At 65.0% G+C, this 17,404-nt stretch carries 14 protein-coding genes and 1 pseudogene; 6 read left to right on the top strand and 9 right to left on the bottom strand.

Annotated features, from left to right (window positions below; all coding sequences use genetic code 11):
- Window positions 1–35: 35 nt before the first annotated feature.
- Genes DM992_RS34750 through DM992_RS34740 form a run of 3 tightly spaced genes read right to left on the bottom strand, consistent with a single transcriptional unit; the run spans window position 36 to window position 4,092 of the window.
- A complete protein-coding gene (locus DM992_RS34750) occupies window positions 36–2,024 on the bottom strand; it encodes a DUF4034 domain-containing protein (protein ID WP_239511524.1) in 1,989 nt (662 codons plus the stop codon).
- Window positions 2,025–2,038: 14 nt separating this feature from the next.
- Complete coding sequence (locus DM992_RS34745; protein ID WP_111021600.1) at window positions 2,039–2,821, bottom strand: DUF1266 domain-containing protein; 783 nt, start codon at window positions 2,819–2,821, stop codon at window positions 2,039–2,041.
- Window positions 2,815–4,092 carry a hypothetical protein gene (locus tag DM992_RS34740; protein ID WP_111020797.1) on the bottom strand — a complete coding sequence of 426 codons (1,278 nt, stop codon included), beginning with the start codon at window positions 4,090–4,092 and terminating at the stop codon, window positions 2,815–2,817. The genes DM992_RS34745 and DM992_RS34740 overlap by 7 nt, the downstream gene beginning before the upstream one ends.
- A gap of 593 nt (window positions 4,093–4,685) precedes the next feature.
- Here DM992_RS34740 and ampC point away from each other — a divergent pair.
- Window positions 4,686–5,855, top strand: a pseudogene (gene ampC / locus DM992_RS34735) (class C beta-lactamase).
- A 29-nt stretch (window positions 5,856–5,884) separates the two neighbouring features.
- Here ampC and DM992_RS34730 read toward each other — a convergent pair.
- Together DM992_RS34730 and shc are read right to left on the bottom strand one after the other, a co-directional pair.
- Window positions 5,885–6,256 (bottom strand): cupin domain-containing protein, encoded by a 372-nt coding sequence (locus DM992_RS34730; RefSeq protein ID WP_239511523.1) that lies wholly within the window; start codon window positions 6,254–6,256, stop codon window positions 5,885–5,887.
- Window positions 6,257–6,310: 54 nt separating this feature from the next.
- The gene (gene shc, locus DM992_RS34725; RefSeq protein WP_111020795.1) at window positions 6,311–8,365 is read right to left on the bottom strand and encodes a squalene--hopene cyclase; all 2,055 of its coding nucleotides are present in this window, start codon (window positions 8,363–8,365) and stop codon (window positions 6,311–6,313) included.
- A 53-nt stretch (window positions 8,366–8,418) separates the two neighbouring features.
- On the opposite strand from shc, the gene DM992_RS34720 reads away from it, so the two are divergent.
- From DM992_RS34720 to DM992_RS34710, 3 genes are all read left to right on the top strand, one after another.
- Entirely contained in the window at window positions 8,419–9,123 is a 705-nt protein-coding gene (locus DM992_RS34720) for a TetR/AcrR family transcriptional regulator (RefSeq protein WP_111020794.1), read from the top strand.
- A 234-nt stretch (window positions 9,124–9,357) separates the two neighbouring features.
- Complete coding sequence (locus DM992_RS34715) at window positions 9,358–9,897, top strand: ATP-binding protein (RefSeq protein WP_111020793.1); 540 nt, start codon at window positions 9,358–9,360, stop codon at window positions 9,895–9,897.
- A 231-nt stretch (window positions 9,898–10,128) separates the two neighbouring features.
- Window positions 10,129–11,256: an aminotransferase class V-fold PLP-dependent enzyme gene (locus DM992_RS34710; protein WP_111020792.1), complete on the top strand. Its 1,128-nt coding sequence runs from the start codon at window positions 10,129–10,131 to the stop codon at window positions 11,254–11,256.
- A gap of 99 nt (window positions 11,257–11,355) precedes the next feature.
- On the opposite strand, the gene DM992_RS34705 is transcribed toward DM992_RS34710, so the two are convergent.
- The 3 genes from DM992_RS34705 to DM992_RS34695 form a co-directional block, all read right to left on the bottom strand.
- Window positions 11,356–11,580: a hypothetical protein gene (locus tag DM992_RS34705; RefSeq protein ID WP_034182480.1), complete on the bottom strand. Its 225-nt coding sequence runs from the start codon at window positions 11,578–11,580 to the stop codon at window positions 11,356–11,358.
- Between the two features lie 278 nt (window positions 11,581–11,858).
- Window positions 11,859–12,062, bottom strand: coding sequence for a cold-shock protein (locus DM992_RS34700; protein ID WP_027780910.1), 204 nt, complete (start codon window positions 12,060–12,062; stop codon window positions 11,859–11,861).
- A gap of 568 nt (window positions 12,063–12,630) precedes the next feature.
- The gene (locus DM992_RS34695) at window positions 12,631–14,076 is read right to left on the bottom strand and encodes a DEAD/DEAH box helicase (RefSeq protein ID WP_111020791.1); all 1,446 of its coding nucleotides are present in this window, start codon (window positions 14,074–14,076) and stop codon (window positions 12,631–12,633) included.
- Between the two features lie 486 nt (window positions 14,077–14,562).
- On the opposite strand from DM992_RS34695, the gene DM992_RS34690 reads away from it, so the two are divergent.
- Together DM992_RS34690 and DM992_RS34685 are read left to right on the top strand one after the other, a co-directional pair.
- On the top strand, window positions 14,563–14,973 hold the full coding sequence (locus DM992_RS34690) for a VOC family protein (protein ID WP_111020790.1): 411 nt from the start codon (window positions 14,563–14,565) through the stop codon (window positions 14,971–14,973).
- Between the two features lie 306 nt (window positions 14,974–15,279).
- Entirely contained in the window at window positions 15,280–16,845 is a 1,566-nt protein-coding gene (locus tag DM992_RS34685; protein ID WP_111020789.1) for a methyl-accepting chemotaxis protein, read from the top strand.
- Window positions 16,846–16,982: 137 nt separating this feature from the next.
- On the opposite strand, the gene DM992_RS34680 is transcribed toward DM992_RS34685, so the two are convergent.
- Window positions 16,983–17,390 carry a DUF3224 domain-containing protein gene (locus tag DM992_RS34680; RefSeq protein ID WP_111020788.1) on the bottom strand — a complete coding sequence of 136 codons (408 nt, stop codon included), beginning with the start codon at window positions 17,388–17,390 and terminating at the stop codon, window positions 16,983–16,985.
- Between the last annotated feature and the right edge of the window lie 14 nt (window positions 17,391–17,404).

The following is a 17,404-nucleotide window of genomic DNA, read 5'->3' as shown; positions in this document are numbered from 1 at the left end:
CGCCGTCGATGGGCGCGCGCGTTCGTCGCCCGTGCTCAGACCATCGCGTTGTCGTTGCCGGGGATCTCGTGCGCCTTGATCTGCTTGCGGTGCAGCTTGTACAGAAGCTTGCCGAGCATGCCGTCCTCGTGACGCAGGCGCGTGATGTTGCGCACATATTCGTCGTCCGGCGCGATCGCCTGGGCGCCCATGATCCAGCGCACGCTTTCGCGATAGTTGTAGAGCGACTTGTCGCGGCTGTCGGCCAGGATCGACGACAACGCGGCCATCGCCGCCGGATGGCCGCCTTCCGCATGGCGGCGCAGTTCGTCGACGTAACGATGGCGCGACGGGAGATCGTCGACGTCGGCGATGAACATCAGCATCGTTTCGAGGCCCTCGGTATGCCCCATCTCGTGCGCCATGCGCGCGGCTTCGACGGCTTCGACCTGCATGCGCGATCGTTCGGCTTCGTCCTTGCTGGCGCCCGCGATGTGATAGTACGCAAACCCGAGCTTGTACGCGGCCATGTTGCCGCCGTCGTCGACCGACTCGCGGAAGTAATGGGCGGCGCGATACAGATCCTGCGTGACGTGCATGCCGTCTTCGTAGAAGCAGCCGAGCAGGTAGCCGCACGAATCGCCGCCCGCTTCATAGCCGAGCTCGCACAGCGCGACGGCGTCGGCGGGCCGACGGCCTTCGTCGCGCATCGCCGACGCGAGCTGGTTCCATGCAAGCGAGCCCGGCTCGTTCACGCGCGCGGCTTCGAGCCATGCATCGCCGCGTGCATCGTCCTGCGCGAAACCGAACGTGCCGGTGCGATGGGCGTAGCCGCGCAGGATCATCGCCGACGTGCATGCGCGCGCATCCGATGCACGCTCGATCGCGCCGGTCAGCCAGGTGCCCTGCGGATCGAGGTCGAGCGCCAGCCGTACGCCCATTGCCATCGCATGGTTGTCGTTGATCGGCTGATCGCGCTCGGCTTCCTGCAGGCGTGCGTAAGCCTGCTCGTATTCGCTGCGCATGAAATGACTGTGCGCAAGCCAGTGCAGCGTTTCCCAGCGGTGATACGGATGCAGCGCGGCCTTGGCCCGCGCGAGCGTCGCGGCCATCGCGCGGCGCGCATCGTCGTCGTCGTCATTCGAATCGAGCGTATTGCCGATATAGTCGTCGCGCCAGATCTCGTGGCGCAGCCGGTCCTTCTCGACCGCGTCGAGGTGCGCGCATGCGTCGGAATCGATGAACGCACGGACGTGGTCGTGCGAGCCGCCCCAGCGCGGCTGCATGTACCAGATGAACGTGCGCATCGAGAAAAACTGGCGCGGGTGGATGTGCAGCGTCGCTTCCATCCAGTACCACTTGCCCTTGCGCAGCTTCTTGCCCTGGACGGGGCCGGGCAGCGCTTCCGGAAATGCCGCCGGGCAGGCGACGGGTACGTCGGGGTTCAGCCCCGAACGCGCGAGCATGCCCTGCAGTTCGGCACGCGTGGCCTCGTCGTGGGCGCCGACGTTCAGGTGCAGCTCGGTCACGGGCCAGCGGCGTTGCCGCACGAGCTGCATGAGCCACTCGGGTTCGTCGAACGACGACACGCTCGTGAAGATCACTTTCGGTGCGCTCCACATCGTCGGCGCGAGCACGAGCGCGCGCAGCGCGGCGACGATCGTCAGCGTTGCGCACGCATGCGCGCAGATCCAGCCGGTTTCGGTCACCGTCTCGGCCCAGCCGGAGCCGCGGTACTCGTACGCCCAGTGGTGCCAGTAATGCGCTTCGCACAGCCACGCGTGCGCGGATTGCGGGTTCGCGGCCTGCCAGGCACGCAGGCGCGCGAGGCCTTCGGCGCCGGCTTCGATGCACGGCTGCACGTCGGCCGGCAGCGCGTCGACGTACAGCGCCTCGGCCGTGCGGTCGGCGAAGCTGGCGCCGAGCGCGGCGTCGAGCCGCGTGTCGAGCGCGGCAAAATCGCCCGCGCGCAGCAGCGTGTCGACGTCGCAGATGAACCATCGGGACTTCGCGGGCGGAATCAGGTCGGCGGGAGCGGAGGACATGTCGGTGTCGGCGGTCATGACGAAACGGGTTGGGGATCGAAGATGCGGTAGCGCTTCCACGGCAGCGAAAGCCAGTTTCCGGACGGATTGCGCAGGTGCTCGCGCACTTCCTGCGTGGCGCGCGACGACGCAGGGCCGTCCTGGCCGCTGCCGCGCAACCAGTGCTGGCGCGCCCGCGCATACGCGAGCCCGAAGTCTTCCCAACTGTCGAAGCTGTCCTGCGCGCGCTGCGCATTGAGCAGCAGAACGACCCACGCGTGCTGTTCGGACGCCCAGCCGAGCAGCGCGATGCAGCGCACGAGAAACGCGGTGCGCGCGCAATCGAATGCCAGCGCGTCGCGCACGCGCCCGACGGCCGCAAGCTGTTCGTAGAAGCCTTCGTGCGAGCGGCCGACGCCGCGTATCCAGCCCGCGAGGATCGGCGGAACGCGCTGCACGACCTGCCACTCGGGCAGGTCGGCCGGCAGGTCGAGTTCGCGCCGCAACTGGCGGGCGAGCTGGTCGCGCTGCGTGTCGGGCAGCGCGTACACGAGGTCGTCGCAATCGCAGCGCAGCCCGTTGCGGATCAGCAGGATGTCGGCGAGCGCGAGCGCCCAGCGGCGGCGATTCGGCGGCGCCTGGTCGGCGAGCGTGCGGGCGAGCGAAACCGCGGCGGTCTGTCGGACCGGCGCCGCGCGGTCGGTGCCCGCGGCCTGGTCGGCGTCGACTTCGCGCACCATCCGCGCAGCGATCCGCAACGAACGCCACACGTACCACACGAGCCACAGCACGGCCGCGCCGATCAGCAGTTTCAGCATGACGGGCTCCCGGCAGCCGTCGCGGGCAGCGCGAACGCCGCGCACAGCGCGGGATCGATCGGAATGCCTTCGATCGAGAAGGCGGCCGCTGCCCGAGGAGCATCAGGTTCGCGCACGGCCGGCAGCGCATCGCCCGGCAACGCGTGGCGCGCGGCCGCCGCGACGGCCGGATCGATCTGCCGGAGCTGGCCGAGTGCGGAGGGCGCGTTGCGCAGCAGCAGCCATTGCAGCACCGCCGGCGGCTGCGCGAAATGCTCGATCAGGTGGAAGTTCTCGCTCATCACGCTCAGCAGATGGTCGGGCGAGCGCACGTCGGTGACAAACGTCCATTCGCCGACGGCCGCGCCCGGCGTGTCCGGCTCGAACACGAGGCCCATGCCCTCGCAATCGGGATGACGCTCGCCGCGCGGCGCGAGCGTGCGCAGGAACTGGCGTACGTCGTCCGCATAGCGGCGCACCGGATGGCGGTTCTGCTTGCCCTTGATCTGGTCGATGCGCAGGCCGTCGCCGGTCACCGACAGGCTGAACGTCACGTGCGGCTGGTTGCCCGCACCGCGCAGCGTGAACAGGCGCAGCCGGCCGTCCTGCGCGGCTTGTGCGTACTGCTCGCCGTACCCGCCGCGCAGCCGGCGGCGATCCGCGAACTGGCCGAGACAGTGCTGCATATAGAACGACTCGTAAGCCAGTTCCTCGCGCAGCGCCGCATGATCGCCGGCGAATTCGAAGACGATCCCGTTCGGCGTGCGCAGTACCTCGCGCAGCGCGAGGCCGCTGCTCGGCACCCAGCCCTTGTCGCGGCGCGCCTGCATCCGCTGGTGTTCGCGCTCCCACATGTCGAGCGCCATCGCGCACGTGATGCGCTGCAGTTTCTGCGCGAGCCGCGTGCCGGCGCGCGAGCGCAGGAATTCGACCAGCACGCGCTCGCGGTCGATCAGCAGCATGTGCTCGGGATCGATGAAGTAGAGCGGCTTCGGCTCGGCCGCCGCGCCGATGGCGCCGCCGGATGCCGGTTGCGTGCGGAACCGGCGCACGAGCCAGTCGGGCGCCGGCCGGCCGGCGCCGGCGAGCGCGCGGTAATCGGCGAGCGAATCGAGCGGCTGCGCCTGCCCGAACGCGCCGACGACCCAGCGGAAGAAATGGTTGCCGAGCCACGCGCGGATGTCGGCCGGATCGCCACGCTCGGCGCTGCGGCGGGCGATGGCCGCCTTGATGTCGGGCGCGTTGACGACATCGCGCGGCCGATAGGCGGTCGCGGCCACGGTTTCGGTCACAGGGTCACTCTCCGGTCAGGCAGGGCGTCCGCGGGCGGGACCCTGGAGGTTTTTGGCTTGCGTGCTGGGGGCATGCGGGCGCGATACGCGGCGGTATCGCGGGTGCCCGATGCAGGTCGGTCGACGCGTGAAAATCACGCGACCGCGCAGCGGCCAACGACGCGGGAGCGGGCGATCGAGGAAGGGCGATTCATGGTTTCTCTCAGGATGGATTTTATTTTTTGCTGCCGCGAGTTTACTGCGATCCGCGCAGGCTAATCAATCGCGCGGCGTGCCGGCGTTTGCCGATCTGACAAGACTTATCTCTTTTTCATCGATTTTCGATGCAGCGCCATTCGGCCGCCGGATTGAATGCTGTTAAAACCGACAGGTTTTTACGGCAAGCCGGCGAACGGCTCGCGACTGCCGCGTTGTAATCCGGCGCTTCGCGTATCTCATAAGTTTTTCTTTAGGCTCGCGCAACATATCGTCGATTGTTCGCGGCTGGCCGGTAATGGATAGTCCTGCTTCGACAGGCCGGCCGCCGTGATTTTCGCGCGGCGCGGCCGAATCTGTTGTCCATGCAACCATCCGATATCGAAGGAACCGCAACCATGCGCTTCAACGCGACACGCTTCGCCGCGACCCTGTTCGTCGCCGCGTGCGCCACCGCCACGGCCGGCCGCGCGGCCGCATTCACGCGGAACGACATCCACGACACCGTGACCCGCCACGTCGCGCCGCTGATGAAGCAGTACGCCATTCCCGGCATGGCGATCGGCATCGTCGCCGACGGCAAGCCCTACGTGTTCGACTACGGCGTGATGTCGACGCAAACCGGCAAGCCCGTCACCGGCGACACGCTGTTCGAGATCGGCTCCGTCAGCAAGACGCTGACCGCGACGCTCGCGTCCGACGCGCAGGAGGGCGGCGAACTGTCGCTGTCGGACCCTGCGGCCAAGTACCTGCCCGCAATGCAGGGCAAGCCGTTCGGCAGCGTGACGCTGCTCCAGCTCGGCACGCATACGCCCGGCGGCATGCCGCTGCAGGTGCCCGACAGCATCCGCGACGATGCGGACCTGATCCGCTATCTCGGCGCTTGGCAGCCTGCGTATGCGCCGGGCACGCGCCGCACGTATTCGAACGTCGCGATCGGAATGCTCGGGTAGCTCACCGCGAAGGCGATGAGCCGCGATTTCGCGACGCTGATGGAGCAGCGGCTGTTTCCTGCGCTCGGGATGACGCACACGTATATCAACGTGCCCGACGCGCGCAAGGCCGACTATGCGCAGGGCTATACGAAGGACGGCAAGCCGATCCGGATGACGGGCGACATGCTGTGGCAGGAAGCATACGGCGTGCGGACCACGGCGGCCGACCTGCTGCGCTTCGTGCAGGCGAACATGGGGCTGGTCGAAACGGCGCCGCGGCTGCAGCGCGCGATCGAGCGCACGCACACCGGCTATTTCCGCGCAGGGCCGATGACGCAGGACCTGATCTGGGAGCAGTATTCGTATCCGGTCGCGCTGCCGACGCTGCTCGAAGGCAACGCGCCGAAGATGCTGTTCGATGCGACGCCGGCCAGCGCGATCAAGCCGCCGCTGGCGCCGAGCCCGGACACATGGATCAACAAGACGGGCTCGACCAACGGCTTCAGCACATATGTCGCGTTCGTCCCCGCGAAGCGGTTCGCGATCGTGATGCTCGCGAACCGCAGCGTGCCGATCGAGGACCGCGTGAAGGTCGCGTACCGGATTCTCGGGTCGCTCGACGGCGGGCGGTAACGTTTCCGGCGGCAGACGAGCGCCGCCGCTTACTCGGGCGGTTGCTCGTCGTACGCGACGAAGATCTTGCGCGTGCGTTCGACGACTTCCCACGTGCCGCGAAAACCCGGCGGAATCACGAAACGATGGCCGGCACGAAGGGTCTTCCTGTTTCCCTCCAGGTCGGTGATCACCGACGTGCCTTCCAGGATCTCGCAGTATTCCGCTTCGGTGTACGCGACGTGCCAGCAACCCGGCGTGCTTTCCCAGATGCCGGTCGAGAAACGGCCGCACGGGCTCGCGAAGCCGGGCGTGAGCGTTTGTAGCGGATCGCCCGAAATCAGCTTCTCGGGCGACACGCGGTACTGCGTCGGCTCGCCGCTCGGGGCGAGCTCGTCGGTAATGAATGAAACGTCGATCATGATTGGCATGCTTCGTCGAGTTGGGTGGAGTGGGGCGCCCCCGCGCGGCGTCGCTCAGGCGATCGCCGTGTCGGTTGTTTCCACTGCTGCCGAACCGCGCACGGCCGAGCCCGGCGATGACGCAGCGCCCGCAAGCCGCCGATAACGCGCAAGCGCCCACAGCGGGAAGTATGCGGTATAGCCGTGATACTTCAGGTAGAAGATGCGCGGAAAGCCCGGCGCATTGTGCGAGCGGTGCCACCAGAAACCGTCGTCCTGCTGCACCGACTGCAGATACGCGATGCCGCGCTTCACCGAATCGGATTCGCAGTCGCCGAACGCCATCTGCGCGAGCAGCGCCCACGCGGTGCAGTTCGACGTGCTTTCGCCGGCATTGGTGCCGGCGAGCTTCGGGTCGATATAGCTGTCGTTCGTCTCGCCCCAGCCGCCGTCCGCATGCTGCCGCGCGCGCAGCCAGTCGAGCGCGCGGGCAATGTACGGCTGCGACTTGTCCTCGCCGGCAAGCGCGAGGCCGGCCAGCACGCTCCACGTGCCGTACAGGTAGTTCGTGCCCCAGCGGCCCCACCAGCTGCCGTCGCGTTGCTGCGTGCGCTTCACGTAGTCGATGCAGCGCGCGAGCGATGCGCGGTCGTCCATGCGCTGCGTCACGCCGAAGCACAGCAGCACGCGGCCCGACACGTCTTCGGTCGGCGGATCGAGCAGCGCGCCGTGATCGGCGAACGGGATCGCGTTCAGGTACATGCGGTCGCAGTCGGCGTCGAAGGCCGCGAAGCCGCCGTTGCGAGATTGCAGCCCGCGCATCCAGTCGAGCGCGCGCGCGACGCGCGGCGCATACGGGTTCGTGCCGTCCGCATTGCGATGCGTGCGGCCGCGGCGATCGAGCATCGCGGTGACGAGTGCGCTGTCGTCGATGTCCGGGTAGTACGGGTTCGCGTACTGGAATGCCCATCCGCCCGGCTCCGTATCGGCCGGCGCGTTCTCGATCCAGTCGCCGCGCAGGTCGTTCGCCTGGCGCCCGGCCAGCCAGTCGTACGCGCGCGCGATACGTTCGTCGAGTTCGCGCAGCGCGCCGGCCGGCTCGCCGGCTTGCGGCACTGCCACGCCGCGCGCCTGCTCGAGCGCCATCGTGCTCCATGCGGTGTCCCATACCGGCGACAGGCACGGCTGGCAATACACGCTGCCGTCGGGCCGCGTGACCAGCAGCTTTTCCAGCGCGTTTTCGCAATCGCGCCGCAGCGGATGATCGTCCGGGTAGCCGAGTACTTCCATCATCTGGTAGCTGTACACGATCGGCGGGAAGATGCCACCGAGCCCGTCCTCGCCGTTCATGCGTTCCGCGCACCACGCCTCCGCATGGCGGATCGCGCGCCGGCGCAGGCGCATCGGCATCAGCGGCTCGAGATGGCGGACCGTGCGGTCGAGCGCGAGGAACAGCTTGCGCATGCCGCGCGCGGGCGGGAAGTAGTGACGTTCCTGGTCCGGCGGCGTGACGAACAGCTCGCGGATCGAGACGTTGCGCGGATTGCGGGCGCGCGCCTTCAGCGAGCACAGCACGAGCAGCGGCACCATCGTCGTGCGCGCCCAGTACGCGACCTTGTACATCGAGATCGGCACCCACTTCGGGAACAGCACGAATTCGATCGGCATGAACGGCGCCGCGCGCCACGGCACCTGGCCGAACGTCGCGAGCAGGATGCGCGTGAACACGTTCGAGCGCGCCGCGCCGCCGAGCTTCAGGATCGCGTCGCGCGCGCGGACCATGTGCGGCGCGTGTTCGCTGTCGCCGGCCGCTTTCAGCGCGAAGTACGCCTTCACGCTGCACGACACGTCCGGTGCGCCGTCGACGTACAGATCCCATCCGCCATGCGTGTCGAGCCGCTGGTTCGCGCGCAGGTAGCGCGCCATCTTCTCCTGGCGGACGTCGTCGATCCTGTCCATGAAATGCATCATCAGGATGTATTCCGCGGTGATCGTCGCGTCGGATTCGAGTTCGAAACACCAGCTGCCGTCGGGCTGCTGAAGACGCACGAGCGCGTCGCGTCCACGGGCGATGGCGATGTCGAGCGCGGACCAGGGGGATGGGGCGGGTTTGTTCATGCGGCGGATCATACCATCCAGGTGGAATGTTTATATCGAGACTCTCGGGTGCTAACATCCGCACCATGAAAAAACGTCTTGAACCCGCGCCGCACGACGTGTCCGCGCCTGTCGAACCGGCTGGAACGCCCGCTGCACGGGCATCCGAAGGATCATCGGCGCCGGCGGCTGCCGCCGCTGTCGGCGTGCGGCGGAAAAAAGCGCCGGATCAGGTGCGCGCGCAATTGCTCGCGGCGGCATCCGAGATTGCGATGCATCACGGCGTGGCCGCGTTGACGCTCGATGCGGTGGCCGAGCGTGCCGGCGTGACGAAAGGCGCGCTGCAATATCACTTCGCGAACAAGCAGGGGCTGCTGGATGCGCTGTTCGGGCAGGCGGCCGAGCGGTTCGCCGCGCAAATGGCCGCGCGGACGGCCGCGGATTCCGGCGGAGACGGCGCGGCGGCGCGGGCTTATCTGCATGCGGTGCTCGACGCGGCCAATCCGGCGGCGAGTACCGATGTGCTGCGCGTGCTGGTCGCGTCGATGATTACCGAGCAGGACACGCGTGCGCGATGGTCGGTGCCGATGCGGGAATGGACGCGGCCCGATCCCGTGCCGCTGGAGCGGGCGGCGACGCTGATGATCTGCCGGCTCGCGGCCGACGGGCTGTGGATTTCGGAATTGCTCGACAGCGTCGAGGTATCGGCGGAGTTGCGTTCGGAGATCGTCCGGCAACTGGATGCGATGAGCAAAGGGGTGTTTCCGAAGGAGAGCGACGAAGCGGCGTGACGTGGGCGCGCTGGAAGAATGGTGTGGTCACGTTGTCGTGCGGCCCTGGCCTCGAACCCGCTTGCTCACGATCGGGCAGTTGGTTATGCTTGCTCGCATGAACCGATCGCATACCCTTTCGATTATTCGCGCCGCACTTTTGCCGGCGGGGTAGCCATCGACTGAATGCATGTCGTCACAACCCGTCCGGAAGGCGGGTTTTTGCTTTCCGGGCAATCGACGGAGAGCCTGGAAATGCAGACTGAAACGACGCATCGCGCGGCAGCATCGAACGATGCGGTCATGCTGCACATGGTATGCGGCAAGATCGCGTCCGGAAAATCGACGCTGACCGCGACGCTCGCAAGCGCCGAGCGGACCATCCTGATCAGCGAAGACGATTGGCTTGCTCGCCTCTATCCGGGCGAGATTCTGTCGATCGACGACTATGTCCGATGTGCAACGCGCATCAAGGACGTGATCGCCGATCACGTCCGCGCCGTGTTGCAGGCCGGCGTCTCGGTGGTTCTCGATCTTCCGCTCAATACCGTCGCTGCGCGCGCGTGGGGTCACGCCGTTTCGCAGGCCGCCGGCTGCGGCCATCGGCTTCATTACCTCGATGTCGGCGATGCGGTTTGCAGCGCGCGTCTGCGCGTGCGCAATGCGCGAGGGGAGCATCCGTTCCAGGCGTCGGAAGCCGAGTTCGAGCAGATCACGCGGTACTTCGTCGCACCGGATGCGACGGAAGGGTTGAGTATCGTGGCTTACGACGAAACAGGGGCCGTCAGCACGTAGTCTCGCGTCGTTACCGCGCGACCGGTTTGCCGCCGGTGCTTCGCTCCGGCCGGCGGCCGAGCAACTTCAGGCGTGCGCGAGAGAGCAGACAAAATATGCGCCAAGTTGCGGGCGGCCTTCGTTAGAATCGGCTTTCATCGAGAAAAAAACGAATCTGCATCGGTGCAGCGGTACCCCGTCGCGGATACGGCTCGCCCCGACGCCATTGTTCATCTTGTACCGGAGACGACCATGCCAGGCTTACTTCCCGATGTCGACCGCGACGGGCTCCTCGAATATTCCGTGGTCTACACCGACCGATCGATCAATCATATGTCGCAGCTTTTCCAGGGCGTCATGCACGACATTTCCGCTTCGCTGAAAAGGGTCTACAACGCGAAGTCGGTCGTCGTCGTCCCGGGCAGCGGGACGTTCGGCATGGAAGCCGTCGCCCGGCAGTTCGCGACGAACAAGAAGTGTATGGTCATCCGCAACGGCTGGTTCAGTTTCCGCTGGTCGCAGATCTTCGACATGGGCAGCATTCCGTCCGAAACGACGGTGCTGAAGGCACGCCCGGTCGAACAGGGAAGGCAGGCCGCGTATGCACCTGCCCCGATCGACGAAGTGGTCGCCGCGATCAGGGAACACAAGCCGGATCTGGTCTTTGCGCCGCATGTCGAAACCGCATCCGGGATGATGTTGCCCGATGCGTATTTGCGCGCGGTATCCGACGCCGTGCATGCCGTCGGCGGCATGTTCGTACTCGATTGCATCGCGTCCGGTACGGTCTGGGTCGACATGCAGGCCAGCGGTGTCGATGTCCTGATCAGCGCGCCGCAAAAGGGCTGGAGCGCGCCACCCTGCTGCGCACTGGTCATGCTCAGCCCGCTCGCCCGCGAAAGAATCGATGCGACGACCAGCACCAGCTTCGCGTGCGATCTTCGCAAATGGCTGCAGATCATGGAAGCGTACGAGAACGGCGGGTTCGCGTACCACGCGACGATGCCCACGGACAGTCTCGCGACGCTGCGCGACGTGATCAAGGAAACCGACGCATACGGTTTCGACGAGGTGAGAGCGGAACAGCTCGAGCTCGGCAAGCGCATTCGTGCGCTGCTGGCCGACAAGGGTTTCAGGAGCGTGGCGGCTGAAGGTTTTCAGGCGCCGGGCGTCGTGGTCTGCTACACGGACGATGACGGCATTCGATCCGGCCAGAAATTTGCCGATGTCGGCTTGCAGATCGCGGCCGGCGTTCCGCTGCAATGCGACGAGCCTGAAGATTTCAAGACCTTCCGCATCGGATTGTTCGGCCTGGAAAAACTGCATGACGTCGAAGGTGCGGTTGCAAGGTTCGCCGACGCGCTGGATCGCGTTATTTAGGTCGACTTCCGGTCCGCTCGAGTGATGTTTGGGCGCGCTTTGTCGAGCGCGCCCTGGTGCCTCGGATGCGTTGGGTTTCCTGCGCTGGGCGGCTGCTTTTTAACCGCGCGTGTCGACCCAGTTGCGTGCCCAGCGTGTCGAGTGCTGCAGCGCCTGCGCTTCGCTCGTGAAGTAATCGAGCGAATAGAACTGGTAGCGGCCTTCGGCGCGCGAGCTATCGGTGCGTTCGAGCAGCAGGTTGGATGAAAAACTACCGTCGGGCAAACGATGCGCCGAGGGTTGGACGGCATAGCCGTTGTATTGTTGAATTCGTTTGTTCTGCATTTTAATTTTAATGATGTGCGAATGCGCGCGTGCCGTGCGAAACGTGCGCGGGTGCGCCGATTCAAAGCCATTGCGAGCTGAATCTGAAGCAGTCGGAAAGCGAAAAAAGGGCCTTGCAGCCAGAGGGGAGAATGAAGTGCAACGAGGCGTGTGGCGCTTGGCAAGCTGCTGAATGACAGATGCAGCTAAGAGCGATCGCGCCAACTTTGGGAGACGAAGCTCCGCGAGGGTGTCGCTGCAACCCGGCGTCCGTTTCGGGAGGCCGGGTTCTTCAAACCTTACAGCGGCTGGATGTTAGCCGCTTGCAGACCCTTCGGGCCTTGCTTCGTTTCGAAGCTCACCTTCTGATTTTCAGCCAGCGTCTTGAAGCCGTCGGTCCGAATTTCGGAGAAGTGAGCGAACAGGTCGTCGCCGCCCTTGTCCGGAGTGATGAAGCCAAAGCCTTTGCTGTCGTTGAACCACTTGACGATACCGGTATCCATGAAGAATCCTTGAGAAAAAAATACGGAGATTTGCTCTGTTGAAGAGCGCGTGAAGCGTCAAGGAGGGAGAGGACAACGAATACCGCCGAGGAGCGAGCAATTGATGAACAGCAATCGAACTTCTTGAACTTCGATGCACACACTAACCGCCGGGTAGTGCCAGCGTCAATAATTATCTTGTAACTGTTTTGCCGGGCGGTCCGTTTTTGCGGGTGAATTGCGGGTGAAGCGATGTGGCCCTGCGTGGCTGCGCGCCATGCCAGGCATGGCGCGCAGGTTAGGCAGAGCCCAAGCCGGTCGGCGGTTCCGGACGATCCGAAGCGGTAGTTCGCGATGCCGATCAAATGACGGCTTTCGTGTGAGAAGCGGACACATTCGCCAGAGACGACCCCGATCGGGCGCTCGCTACGACCGATTTCAACGTCCGTTCGGCCGCGAAGTTGTTGCGAATCCTGGATTCAGTTCGCCGTTAATCGTCGACCCATGCGTGCCGAAGCCGCGCCGCTGCCTGCCAGGGGAGCCGCAAACCGCCAGCCCGCTCCGGGCTGGCGTAACTCATTCCCACGGATCAGGGTTGACGTTTGCCGCGGCCGCCAACGGGTTTGCCTGCCGGCTTGCGTGAACCCGCAGCTGGTTTGCTGGCGGGTTTGCTGCGTGGCTTCTGCGCGCTGAATGGGTTGCCGCTGGACGAACTTGTGCCTTTACCCACCGCTACGGCGCGCTGCGCCGCAGGCTTGCGTTTGTTTTCGCCATGTTGCGGGCGCGGTTTTTTGCCGGGCACCGGCACGGCGCCCGACGCAGCTTGCGGCACCTTGGGCTTCTTGGGCTTTTTGGGTTTCTTGATGATCTGGCCCGTTGCGCTGGTTTCCGGCACGCGGTGTTCGGCTTCGAAACCCGGCTCTTCTTCACGGGGCAGCGTTTGCCGGATCAGCGCTTCGATCGCGGCCAGTTGCGGCGCTTCATCGGCACACACCAGGGACACCGCCACGCCGCTGGCGCCCGCGCGGCCGGTACGGCCGATACGGTGCACATAGTCTTGCGCCACGATCGGCAGATCAACGTTGATCACCAGCGGCAGGTCGTCGATATCCAGCCCGCGCGCAGCCACATCGGTGGCGACCAGCATATCGACTTCGCCCGTCTTGAAGCGCTCAAGCGCACGCAGGCGCGCGGGTTGCGGTTTGTCGCCGTGGATGGTGTCGATCGCATAGCCCGCTTCATCGAGCATGGCCGCCAGGTAATCCACGCCTTTGCGGGTTTTGACGAACACCAGCGCGTGCTCCCAGTTGTTCTCGGCCACAAGATGCATGAAGAGGTCGGGTTTGTTCCTTTTATCCACCGGCACCACCCACTGCTTGATCTTGCTGGCCGTGGCATTGGGCGGGCTGACGCTGATATTGACCGGGCTGCGCAGAATGCCCGCCGCCATCGCACGGATATCGTCGGTAAACGTGGCAGAGAACAGCAGGGTCTGGCGCCGAGCGGGCAACGCGGCAAAGACGGCGTCGAGTTCGCGCGCAAAGCCCAGATCCAGCATGCGGTCGGCTTCATCCAGCACCAGCGTCTGTACTTGATCGAACTGCACTGCGTTCTGGCGATTGAGATCCAGCAAACGGCCCGGCGTGGCAACGAGCACATCCACGCCTTTGCGCAACTTCATCATCTGCGGGTTGATACTCACACCGCCGTAGGCGGCCAGAAATCGTAAATCGAGGCCTTTGCCGTAATCGATAAAGCTTTGCAGCACTTGTTCGGCCAGTTCGCGCGTGGGCACCAGCACCAGAACACGCGCGCGGTTGCTGGACACCACGGGCCCGTGTTGCACCAGCCGTTGCAACAGCGGAAGCGCAAAACCCGCCGTTTTGCCGGTGCCGGTCTGTGCCGCAGCCATCACGTCCTTGCCACCGAGCACAGCAGGAATCGCCTTGGCCTGCACCGGCGTAGGTGTCTGGTAATTGAGTTCCTGCACATTACGCAGCAAGGGATCGATCAGGCCAAGCGAGGCAAAAGACATGGGCGTATTCCGGGCTAAAACCGCAATTCTAGCGGTTACCGAGCTGATTGCACCTCTCACATCAACGGTCGAGATGATCGACGTCGATCGCCACCGAAAAACGTAGCAGTGCCGCACGCCGCGCCGACAAGCCGCACTACGAGACACCGATGAGCGGCACTGCCGCCGCCGGGACCAATTGCATCAACGGAAAAAGCGCCAGTGGCCGCACAACCAGCCGCGCGTGCACACGCATCGCCACCAACTGCCCGAAACGAGGCCAGAGGCTTGCCGGGCCATCCGTGATCGAATCTGTCTCGGTAACGGGAATCAGGAAAAGTCGAGACGGAACGAACAGGAATCTTTATTTCGCAAGATCAGTAGAACTGACAGGCGACTGAACTACGCCGGTTGCCGACAAACGCAATCGGCCGTTGCCTCCCCCTTTGCAGACCTTCGGCGTCCGGAGGACAATACCCCAGCAAATCTCGTCGGAGGCGGCGCGACATGACCAAATTTCAGCCCGATGGATGGCATACCATCACGCCTCGAATCGTCGTCCGGGATCCGGAAAACCTGATCGAATTCGTCCGGACGGTGTTTCGCGCACAGGGCGAATTCCGCGCCGGGCTGCCTGCCGAAATCCGGATCGGCGATTCCGTCGTGATGGTTAGCGGCGGAGACGGTCTGCGCGATCCGATGGTGGCGTTTCTGTACGTCTATGTCGAGGATGCCGATTCGACCTATCGGCGAGCGATTGCAGCGAATGCGATCTCGCTCGAAGTTCCAGCCGACATGCCCTACGGCGACAGGCGCGCGATGGTGAAGGATCCGTGGGGAAACACATGGCAGATTGCGACGCACCAGCAAGACCTCACGGTTGCCGAGATCCGTTCAAGGCTGGCCAGCGACGGATAGCCGATGGTTGCGGTGCAGCGCGCGCCCGAGGGTTCCGCTTTCCGTCTGCAGTTGCCCGAATTCCGCCCGCTGCGCCTGGCCAGCCCCGCTTCGCTCGACAGCGAACGCACCGGGTGCACGCATTTTCCGCGCCCCATTTGTCGTAATCATCAAGATTCGCGTCGCGTGCAGATAAAACCTTCCCGCCGACCCCGCCGTTAACCCGTTCGTAGCCCACGCGCCGCGTATTGCGACGCAGCGCTCGTCTTTCGTGATCCGGAATCCACATCCGCCGCTGGCCGCGCGTGGTCGGCGCAAGGGAACGTCATGCGAAAACAATTCACCATCCGTGGCGGACTCGTCGCGACCATCGCCGGCTATACCGTGCTGCTCGTGCTGGTGGTCGGCGCATGCATCGCCGGCCTCTACGTGAGTAACGGCTCGCTAGAAGCGATGTATCGCGACGACACCGCGTCGCTGCTGCACCTGAAGACCAGCTCCGAGCGAATGCTCGTGCTGCGCGAACGCATGAGCGACGTCGCGCAGATCATCAGCGCGGGCCAGTCGGGCAAAGCGGAAATCGCGCAACTGCACACGCTCCTCAAGCAGAGCAATGACGAACTGGACGCGTACACGCGCCTGCACGTGCGCGACGCCGACGAGCAGGCGCTGTTCGACACGCTGCAGAACCGCCGCCGCGCGCTGCTCGAGCGCGTGTTTCTGAAGGCACTGTCGCAGCTCGACGGCGACGATGCGTTCAACTTCCTCGATACGCAGCGTACGGCGCCACCGGCACTGTTCACTGCGTACCAGGATGCGATCGACGCGCTCGAATCGTTCCAGGTCGCACGCGAAAAGGCCCGCTACGACGCGGCCGGCGTCCATTTTCACCAGATCGTGTGGGGGATGGCGGCGGTCGCAGTGCTTGCGCTCGTCGTCGGCTTCTTTGCGCAGCGCGTGCTCGCGAAGGCGATCATCGAGCCGATCAATCTCGCGGTCGACCAATTCGAAAAAATCTCGAAAGGCGACTTGACCGGAACGGTCGTCATTCCCGGCGCAAACGAAATGGCCTATCTGCTGAATGCGTTGAAGCGGATGCAGGACGGCCTCGTCGACACCGTGAACCAGGTGCGTGCGAGCACGGAGACGATCGTCGGCGACGTTCGCACGATCGCAAGCGGCAACGTCGACCTGTCCGCGCGTACCGAGCAACAGGCCGTATCGCTGCAGCAGGCGGCGGCGAGCGTCGAGCAACTGACCGCGGCCGTGCGCCAGAATGCGGACAATGCACGCGATGCACGCACTTACGTCGAGGGCGCGGCCGGCATCGCGTCGCGCGGCGGCGATGCGATGCGGCGCGTCGTCGAGACGATGTCCGAGATTTCGCACAGTTCCTCGCGGATTTCCGGCATCGTCGGCGTGATCGAGAGCATTGCGTTCCAGACGAACATCCTCGCGTTGAACGCTGCCGTCGAAGCCGCGCGTGCCGGCGAGCAGGGGCGTGGTTTCGCGGTTGTCGCGACGGAAGTTCGCGGGCTCGCGCAGCGTTGCGCGTCGGCGGCGAAGGAAATCAAGGATCTGATCGGCAATTCCGCGCGACGCGTCGAAGACGGCAGCGGCCTCGTCACGCTGGCCGGCTCGGCGATGGCCGAACTCGTCGCCGCGGTCGAACGCGTGAACGCGATCATGAGCGAAACGAGCAATGCATTCGAGGAACAGTCGTCCGGAATCGAGCAGGTGAACGTCGCGGTCATCCAGATGGAGCAGACGATGCAGCGTAATGCCGCGCTGGTCGAGGAAGCGGCGGCCGCGGCGCTGTCGCTCGACGAGCAGGGTTCACGGCTGAGCGCGGCGGTCGCGCAGTTCCGTCTGCGCGACGAGGCGGTCGCGTGACGTACTGATGTCCGCGACCGCAGCCGGATCGTCGATGCCGAATGCTTTCGTGACATGCCGACGAATGAAGCCGCCGCTTTCCGTACGGCGCGCGAGAGGCTGGAGCGCGTCGTCTAGCGGTACCTTTGCATGTCGATTTACTGCGGCGATTCAGGCAACTCGTAGTCGAAGGTGTACGAATGCTGGCCGTTATCGATGTTGATGATCATCGAGCCTGAGAGCCCCAGCAATTCTCCCGCCCCGGAATCGGGCACGACGGTGATCGATTGCTTCGGCTGCCCACGTGCCATGGTGGAGCTGTGCTGCAGGACGAAGCTGCCTTGGCGGCCACCCAGCGTGCCTTGCACGGTTTCCATTGCAACGTAGCCCGCGGAGCCTTGAACGCTGCTTCGAAACGCGAGCATCTCGCCGTGGCTGACGGCTTCCAGGTCGCCGTGAAATTGCTTGTCGAGCGCCATGCGGCCGAGTCCGGTGTTTTCCGCGACGCTACTCAGCGATTCCGGATTCAGCTTCACTTCAAACGGACCGTTGGCCTGCAGTTTCATTGTAAATCTCCTCG

The sequence above is a fragment of the Burkholderia sp. JP2-270 genome (genome assembly GCF_003233675.1).
In the GTDB taxonomy this organism is placed as follows: Bacteria; Pseudomonadota; Gammaproteobacteria; order Burkholderiales; family Burkholderiaceae; genus Burkholderia; species Burkholderia pyrrocinia_C.
Note: the sequence above shows the minus strand (reverse complement) of the source record. Positions and strands in the feature narration are given on the sequence as shown.

What these genes read in the sequence shown, in the direction of transcription:
- DM992_RS34750 (WP_239511524.1), bottom strand. Translation starts at nt 2,024, where the DNA reads ATGTCCTCCGCTCCCGCCGACCTGATTCCGCCCGCGAAGTCCCGATGG.
- DM992_RS34745 (WP_111021600.1), bottom strand. Translation starts at nt 2,821, where the DNA reads ATGCTGAAACTGCTGATCGGCGCGGCCGTGCTGTGGCTCGTGTGGTAC.
- DM992_RS34730 (WP_239511523.1), bottom strand. Translation starts at nt 6,256, where the DNA reads ATGATCGACGTTTCATTCATTACCGACGAGCTCGCCCCGAGCGGCGAG.
- shc (WP_111020795.1), bottom strand. Translation starts at nt 8,365, where the DNA reads ATGATCCGCCGCATGAACAAACCCGCCCCATCCCCCTGGTCCGCGCTC.
- DM992_RS34720 (WP_111020794.1), top strand. Translation starts at nt 8,419, where the DNA reads ATGAAAAAACGTCTTGAACCCGCGCCGCACGACGTGTCCGCGCCTGTC.
- DM992_RS34715 (WP_111020793.1), top strand. Translation starts at nt 9,358, where the DNA reads ATGCAGACTGAAACGACGCATCGCGCGGCAGCATCGAACGATGCGGTC.
- DM992_RS34710 (WP_111020792.1), top strand. Translation starts at nt 10,129, where the DNA reads ATGCCAGGCTTACTTCCCGATGTCGACCGCGACGGGCTCCTCGAATAT.
- DM992_RS34705 (WP_034182480.1), bottom strand. Translation starts at nt 11,580, where the DNA reads ATGCAGAACAAACGAATTCAACAATACAACGGCTATGCCGTCCAACCC.
- DM992_RS34700 (WP_027780910.1), bottom strand. Translation starts at nt 12,062, where the DNA reads ATGGATACCGGTATCGTCAAGTGGTTCAACGACAGCAAAGGCTTTGGC.
- DM992_RS34695 (WP_111020791.1), bottom strand. Translation starts at nt 14,076, where the DNA reads ATGTCTTTTGCCTCGCTTGGCCTGATCGATCCCTTGCTGCGTAATGTG.
- DM992_RS34690 (WP_111020790.1), top strand. Translation starts at nt 14,563, where the DNA reads ATGACCAAATTTCAGCCCGATGGATGGCATACCATCACGCCTCGAATC.
- DM992_RS34685 (WP_111020789.1), top strand. Translation starts at nt 15,280, where the DNA reads ATGCGAAAACAATTCACCATCCGTGGCGGACTCGTCGCGACCATCGCC.
- DM992_RS34680 (WP_111020788.1), bottom strand. Translation starts at nt 17,390, where the DNA reads ATGAAACTGCAGGCCAACGGTCCGTTTGAAGTGAAGCTGAATCCGGAA.